Source organism: Xenorhabdus sp. PB61.4 (assembly GCF_963894935.1).
Classification (GTDB): Bacteria; Pseudomonadota; Gammaproteobacteria; order Enterobacterales; family Enterobacteriaceae; genus Xenorhabdus; species Xenorhabdus stockiae.
This window is the reverse complement of sequence record NZ_CAWQJR010000024.1, coordinates 58452-66260: the sequence shown is the minus strand read 5'-3', so window position 1 is coordinate 66260 and position 7809 is coordinate 58452. Positions and strand designations below refer to the sequence as shown.

The 7809-nt window shown below is 44.0% G+C and carries 5 protein-coding genes (1 of these 5 cut by a window edge); 2 read left to right on the top strand and 3 right to left on the bottom strand.

Features of this window, described 5'->3' with window-relative positions; genetic code table 11:
• The first annotated feature begins 144 nt into the window (after positions 1-144).
• On the top strand, positions 145-435 hold the full coding sequence (locus AACX68_RS02530; protein WP_099120565.1) for a helix-turn-helix domain-containing protein: 291 nt from the start codon (positions 145-147) through the stop codon (positions 433-435).
• A gap of 223 nt (positions 436-658) precedes the next feature.
• Entirely contained in the window at positions 659-1603 is a 945-nt protein-coding gene (locus AACX68_RS02525; protein ID WP_228858345.1) for a hypothetical protein, read from the top strand.
• A 233-nt stretch (positions 1604-1836) separates the two neighbouring features.
• On the opposite strand, the gene AACX68_RS02520 is transcribed toward AACX68_RS02525, so the two are convergent.
• From AACX68_RS02520 to AACX68_RS02510, 3 genes are all read right to left on the bottom strand, one after another.
• Complete coding sequence (locus AACX68_RS02520) at positions 1837-2751, bottom strand: Rpn family recombination-promoting nuclease/putative transposase (protein ID WP_228858344.1); 915 nt, start codon at positions 2749-2751, stop codon at positions 1837-1839.
• Positions 2752-2934: 183 nt separating this feature from the next.
• Complete coding sequence (gene panP, locus AACX68_RS02515) at positions 2935-4533, bottom strand: pyridoxal-dependent aspartate 1-decarboxylase PanP (RefSeq protein WP_228858343.1); 1599 nt, start codon at positions 4531-4533, stop codon at positions 2935-2937.
• 17 nt (positions 4534-4550) lie between these two features.
• A protein-coding gene (locus AACX68_RS02510; protein ID WP_228858342.1) for a non-ribosomal peptide synthetase crosses the window boundary here: on the bottom strand, positions 4551-7809 show its end. Its footprint extends 11600 nt past the window's final position; the window shows 3259 of its 14859 coding nt (coding positions 11601-14859); the start codon falls outside the window, past its right edge; the stop codon is at positions 4551-4553.

The following is a 7809-nucleotide window of genomic DNA, read 5'->3' as shown; positions in this document are numbered from 1 at the left end:
TGTCTATATATTATTGCGAAATCATGTGTATTCATCATGATGAATATTTATAAAAATCACATAATTAAAATAAAAGTGAAACAAATTCATTAATAATTTTACAACACCAAAAGCAAACCCTATCGAATTTAAAAAGGAGTTCAGGTGTTTATTTCAAAAGATTTAGTAAATTTTATTGTTGTAGCCAAAAATAAATCAATAAATAAGGCAACAAAGGAGCTTTTTATAACAGAGTCACCAATTAGCCGAAGCTTAAAAAAACTGGAGTTTTCATTAGGTGTAAAACTCTTTGTCAGAAAAAGCCAAGGGTTAATTCTAACGGAAGAAGGAGAGTGTTTGTACAATAAGGTTTTTTCAATTTATGAGGAACTTAAAAATATTGAAAATGACTACAAGAATCATAAGTCGCCATATGATGATGTTTATAGAAAATAACATAATGTTTTAATTTAATAAATGACTTTATTTGTGAGCCTGAACAAGGGTTCATAACAAAATAGCAAAAAAGAGTAGAGCCACTTTATATATTAATAATGAAATTAACTTTAATCATTATTTCTTTATTTATCTTTGCTGTCAATTTTTAATAAGTGCTTATTTAAGCCACACTTTACTTATATAAATTGCTACATTCTCATTGAAATATTAAGGAGTATTTATGAATACATATGAAATTGAAACTATAGAACAACCAAGCCAAAATGGCTATGAAGATCACAAAGATTTACCTGATAATACCCCATTATCTAAGATAGCTATGCTGGGCAGCCATGATGCAGGAACCTATGCTTATAGTAAAAGGAGAAATAAAAATAGAATACCCAGAAGTTTAGGGGAGGCATTTCCTGGTGCATTTAAAACCCAAAATAAAACCTTGGTAGAGCAAGCGAAAGCAGGAGCGAGATACTTCGATATTCGCGTAGCGCGGAACAAAGATAACTCATTTAGTTTTTTTCATGGCCCTAGTGTTGCGAGCGGGAATGCTGTTGATGATGTTATAGAATTGTTGCAGTATGCAGCAAAAAATACCAATAACTTTTATCTCATCAAATTTGTATTTAAAGGAGAGAGTAAGAAGAACACTGTTTCTAGAGAAAATGCAGCGTCAGATGTGTTTTTAGAGACAGTGCTCAAAAATTATCATGGTAATCTAATTACCAAGAGTGACACGCTAAATTTAGGAGATGCATCGGTTGATTTATTAAATAAAGGAAAAAATATTGGAATTATGGTGCATGGTTATAATGGAGTTGAGAAAAATTTTGTTTACCCCTATAAAAAGCAGGTTAACACACAATGGGCTAATAGAGCAAATGCAAAGGCTACAGCCAAGTTCCTTACTTCTTTTCATAAAAAACCTGCGCCCGAAAATAAACTTAATATTATTCAGACGAACATGCCATTTGCTTCTGTTAAACATGGTGAATTTACTAAGGGAGTAAAAAATTATTTATCTAGAAAGAAAAATATTTTGGCCGAGGCTATTGATAAGATTCTTCATCCAGGAATAATCAGTGCTGATTATATAGGAAACGATAATAGTGCAACCCCAGAATTTATAAAGAGGATTAAATTACATAATCAGGAATTGATGAGGCAATAGAAAATTCAACGGGAACGAATTTATTAGTCTCAGGTGGAAGGTAGGGACTTTTCATCAATCTCTAAAAATTTAATAATTTTTGTTACTAATTAATTATTTTTCTATAAAAATAAAAAAGGAGAAATATGCCAAATTTTAAACTCTTTGATAATTAAACATAACAATCCTCTTAAATTAAAACAAAAATGCCGATTTTAAATATCGGCATTTTACTGTGAAAGAAGGCGATTAATTTAATGTTTTAACGTTTCAATTTCTTCCCGGCTCAGTCCGGTACTGGTGGCGATAATATCCAGACTGACACCATGCTGTAATAATGCGCGAGCCGTTTCCAGTTTACCTTCGGCCTTGCCTTCTTCTCTGCCTTGTTCAAGACCCTGCTCGCGCCCTTTTTGCTCAAGCTGTTCTGCAATAGTCATCAACATCGTTTTATGCTCCGGAGATTGTTCAATGAGTTGATGGACAAATTGTGAGATATCCAGAGTATGCCCATTCAGTAAAATATAGCTTAACACAACATTGCGTTGTTCAACCGTATTATAACCTGCATTCAATAAGGCCACCAATTGGGGGATCCACTCCAGCATATCCCGACAACGGATGTGTTTTTGTACCAACTCCATTAAAGCAATGCTTTTATGCGTCAGGATTTCTTCATCGCTAAACGCAGTGATATCTACCAGTGGAAATGCCTGATGATATAAGCGAGTAGCCTGTTCGGGGAGTGTGAAACAATCCAGCCACCGGTTTGAGTAAGGATATGGCCGAACCTCACCATGATAAAACAGTAAGGGAACCACCAAAGGCAGTTCAGTATGCCCTTTTTTCAGGTGAGCGGCCATTGCTGACATCGCATAATACATCAATCGCCAGGCCATTAAGGTATCAGGAGTGGATTGATGTTCAATCAGGCAGTAAATGTAACCGACTCCCTGCGTTGTCTCAACGGAATACAACACATCACTGTGCAACTGGCGTAAATGCCGATCGACAAAACTGCCGGGTTCCAGTTTCAGTGTGGTTAAATCACACAAAGACTGAATCTCACTTGGCAGATAAAGGGATAGAAATTCCTTGGCTGTTTCAGGTTGCGTTAAAAAATGCTTGAATAACGCATCATGGTTAGGCTGTTTTTCTTTTTTTGCCACAACATATCCCTCTGTTTTATCGCTCAGTCACCGGCCTTGATTGTCAGGACGATAATCTTTATTGAAGGCCGATAAATGTACAATATATTATCGGCTGCTCCAATATCGAAGCCGCTTAGTCAGTCCCGTATCGGCTTTTGAGCGATATAACGACTCATGACGCTTCCTCTCTCAGAATGCATTTCAATCTGAACCCAGTAAATCCTGCAAATCTCCCCAGAACTCACTTTGCCTTGCCAGTTGGCGCTGTTCTTCAATCATGTCCTCCAGTATTTCCGGCGTTGTTAGTGGATTTGCCAGCACAACGCGAAAAACAGTCGTTGGTTGTTTATTCCATTGCGCAGGTTTAATGCTGGTACGTGAAACAAATGTTTTTCCGGCAGAGCGCTGCATGGTCTGGATATTCTGATTGAGGGCATTAAGCATGTCCTGTACTTTTTGTCGTATCAGCTCAGAACCTTCATGCATCAGTTTAATTGCAGCGGGTGGGGCGTAGCGGTAAGTCAACAGACAAAGCTGCGGTTCGCTGATTAGTTCGAAATCTTCCTGTTGGTGAATGAAGTCCGCAAACTGATGTGCTTTCTCAATGCCTGCATCTATCAGAGCTGCCATTCCTTGTCGCCCAAGTAGGTGAAGGTTACTGTGCAGCATCAGCGACATCGCGCTACGTGAACCTTCCAGAGTATGTCTGCCCAGATCTTTTGATCCCTTACGTAAGATGTAATTAGCATGCTGCTCAATAGCATCGGCCATAGTGGGCTGACGGAATAGCACCATGCCTGATCCCATCGGGACGTACATCTGTTTATGTGCATCAATAGTCACGCTATCCGCACGCTCGATGCCCTTGAATAAGTGCCGATAGCGTTCTGATAACAGGCTGGCACCTCCCCATGCGGCATCGACGTGAAAATGACACTGTTCCCGTTCAGCAATATCAGCCAGCGCATCCAGCGGGTCGATAGAGCCTGTTTCGGTACTGCCAGCGATGCCGACAATTGCCATCGGTTTGATATTACGTCGGCGCAGTTCCTGTAACTGAATGAGAAGGTCATCAAGACAAATTTTCCCGTCTTTGTCAGTGGCGATTTTAACCAGTGCATCCTGCCCAAGACCCAGCACATCAACGGCCTTTTTCAGTGAGTAGTGTCCCAGTTCTGATACCAGAATCGCCAGTCCGCTATAGCCATAATGGATGAGTCCACGGGCTAATCCTTCACGAGCAAGTCCGGCAAAGTCGTCATCTGCGGGCATAAGCTGATTCCGGCATGCCCATAATGCAGTCAGGTTAGCCACGGTTCCGCCGGAGCAGAAGCTCGCCAGCGCATGATCACCATTGTGAAGCCATTTTTGATAGAAGTTGTCATCATAGTTGTAAACGAGTTTGTGCATCATTCCCAAGACCTGACGCTCCAGCGCGGTCAGGGCGTGGGAGGTTTCCAGTTTGACGACATTTTGGTTCAGCGCTGTCAGTATCTTCCCCAGCGCCGGTAAGTGCAGGGGAAGAGCGGATGTCATATGGCCCACAAAGGCAGGTGAGGAAACAGGCATAACCTGATTAAGCACATTTTCGCTCAGATACCGGGTGTATATTCCGGTATCAACCGGGCATTCCGGTATGCTCACGGAAGAGAACTGTTTTTCCAGTTCTTCAAGGCTGCATACCGGCCTGTTTAACCTATCATGACAATAGCTGACCGGGTTATCTGTGATGTCCGCTTCCAGTGCGGACAGCGCCTGCGCACCGATATTTGTCATAAATGGGTTGAGAAAATCCTGCATAGTTTGCCTCTTTAGACTTACCTGATTGTATTTGCCAGTTTCTGCCAGAGTTTACCCACCCAGAGTTTGGTTGATGGAGTGGATAACATGGTCATATGATTGCCGGACACAGGCATCGCGTCCAGTTTTGCAACATGTGTGCGCCACTGAGTTTCGCGGTTTTTTATTTCATCCGGGTTCTCGTCTTCTGCACTAATCAGATGGACGAGCCCTTCATAACGTGCCCGGGGAATATAGCGGGTGTTCAGGTTAGCCTGCATAACGCGAATGATCCCTTGCAGTAGTGATATTGATGTTTTTGCCGGGAAAAGGCCGGCTTTTATTAGGGCATTGTGTAAAAGCTGCTGCTGCTCATCCTGTGTCAGATTTTCAAAATCCTGTCGGGTGAGAGGAAGCGGCTGATCTAATATCATATCGTAGATATCAATCAACTCCATTATCGTCTCAGTATGGCTGACAGGCTTATGGATAGAGCCTTGCTGGCTGGGTTCGTCTGTATCAACAAGAATGAGGTCAGCGACCTGTTCGCCCTCGGCCTGTAGTTGTAAGGCGATTTCAAAGGCGATCCAGCCACCAAAAGAGTGGCCTAACAGATGATAAGGTCCGTGAGGTTGAATCTCACGAATAGTCCGGATGTAAGCTCGGGCTGCTCCTTCAACGCTGGTATGCGGATAATTGTGCTCAGCAGTAAAACCACGGGCCTGTAAAGCATAAATGGGTAGTTGCGACGGGAATGATAACGCCAGTTCAAGCAGGCTGGACGGGCTGGCTCCTGCTCCGGGCAGACAGAATAGCGGGGATACTGATTTAGAACCCAGCTGAATGATAACACGCGGGTCGAAAGCCGGAACGGCCTGTATCTGCTCAGTGATTGAATCTGCAATCTGATTAAGGAAAGGAGGCTGCATAATAGAAAAGTGCGTTCCGCCAATCGGGCAGAGTACAGAATGGTGCCCGGCGATATCGTGCCAGCCATGCCAGCGGTCACGATTGATTGACTCATCTGCGGTATAGAGATGAACAGACAGGGATGACTTGGGCGGAACATAGTCTTGTCCCAGCCGGGTGATCAGTTTAGAGGCATAAGTACGCGTAAGGATATCCTTCTGCGTGATATCCGCCGGCACCCATTGATGCTCAATGCAGTAATCAATAACCTGCTCCAGACTGCTGAGTTTGTACAGTGCTTCCAGCGCCTGTTCATCATCAATATTCTTCTGAGTACGCAGTGAATCAATGATTAACCCGATTTGCTCAGCTGTTTTATCTTCACTTTCCCTGTCTTCATGAAGCGTATTGTTATCAGTATCGTCATTGTCATAATTATAGGTGTCAATCATGCCAAGGAATTCCACGACTTCATTATTATTGAGCAATTGTTGAGCAATTTCATAGGCAATCAGGCCACCAATAGACCAGCCAGCCAGACGATACGGTCCCTGAGGCTGAATGCGGCGGATTGCCTGAATATGGCAGGTTGCAAGTTCTTCAATGGAGCTGGGTTGCTGTTTCAGTGTATGAATGCCAAGCGCCTGTAGTGCGTAAACGGGAAGCTCAGCCGGCAGTAGCGTTGCCAGTGGAGAATAAACCAGCGGATCGCCGGAAGTCTCGTGTATCAGGAATAGTGGAGGTAAAGAGCCAGACGGGCTTAATGGTACTGGGTTTGCATCAAACGGCGATTCTGGTACTGCAAGGTGTTTATCCACCGCGGTAGCCAGCTCACATAAGGTGGGGTGAGCAAACAAAGCGGTCAGCGGAGCTTCCATTTCCTGTTCCTTCATTCGGTTTAGTAGTTGTATTGCGAGTAATGAGTGACCACCCAGTTTAAAGAAATGGTCATAACGGCCAACTCGCTTCAGTCCCAATAGATCCTGCCAAATCTGTGCCAGCGCGATCTCAGTTTCGCCCATCGGGGCGGCATAATTATGTACTATCATTGCGGATAAATCAGGAGCAGGTAGTGCCTGCCGATCAAGTTTACCATTAGGGGTTAATGGGAAAGCCTCCAAAGTCACAAAAGCACTGGGTAGCATGTACTCAGCAAGATGTTGGGCAAGTTGCCGGCGAAGTTCAGCCGGGACTAACTTAGCGCCCATATGCGGTAATAAGTAAGCAACCAGACGTTCTTGTCTGCCTGTTTGTCCATCAACAGTGTCTTCACGGATAATGACGACCGCTTCACGTACTCCATCACATTTTGCCAGCCGGGTTTCTATTTCACCGGGTTCAACTCGGAAGCCTCGTATCTTAATCTGAAAATCATTACGGCCAAGATATTCGATATTGCCATCCGGCAACCAGCGCCCGAGATCGCCGGTTTTATACATCCGCTCATTCGGATAGGCAGAAAAAGGATCGGGCAGGAAGCGCTCAGCCGTCAGTTCTGGCTGATTCAAATAACCACGGGCCAATCCGGTACCGGCGATATAGATTTCGCCAATGACACCAACGGGGATCAGTTGCCTGTCAGGGTTAAGAATATAACAGCGGGTATTGGCAATGGGACGGCCGATTACGGAGACATCCGGGATAGTGCGCGCAGCATCGTACTCATACCATGTCGCATCACCATTAATTTCAGATGAACCATAAAAATTAAGCAGCCGGATCCACGGATAATTTGTGACGACCTGTCGTGCCAGTTCGGGTGTCAGCTGTTCCCCGCTGCAAATCAATATCCTGATAGATTTCAGGGAGTGTTCATCATTATTCTGGATTAAGAACTTTAACAGGGAAGGAACGATGACCAGTAAATTCACACCAGCATGTTGTAGGCTTGCGCGGAAACGGACAGGATCTTTCACCTCATGGTTGTCGAAAACCACCAGTCGCCCCCCTGCTAATAGGGTGCTCAGTGTTTCTGTTATCGAATCAGCGAAGCTGATACTGGTTTTCAGTGCTGTGATAAGCGGAAGTGTCACTATATCGTTCACAAACCACACGTCATGCACAAACCACAATAACCGGTTACTCAGAGCCCGGTGGCTGCTCATGACACCTTTAGGAACACCCGTTGAACCGGACGTGTAAATAACATAGGCCAGATGCTGATCTGTTATACCGGATACTTCCGGGTTATGTTCTGGTTGTGTCTCCATAAACGGTGCCCGGATATCTAAAAGGATTATTGGCAGAGCGTCCGCAGATTCTAAATCGCTTAACATATCGGGATAAATGGCCTGATAGATTTCAGACTGAGTCAGTAATGTTACCGGAGCGGAATCTTTGAGCATATACTTCAGCCGCTCTGCCGGATAGGCCGGATCAAGCGGAACA

Coding starts and splice junctions, on each gene's coding strand:
- AACX68_RS02525 (WP_228858345.1), top strand. CDS start 659: ATGAATACATATGAAATTGAAACTATAGAACAACCAAGCCAAAATGGC.
- panP (WP_228858343.1), bottom strand. CDS start 4,533: ATGCAGGATTTTCTCAACCCATTTATGACAAATATCGGTGCGCAGGCG.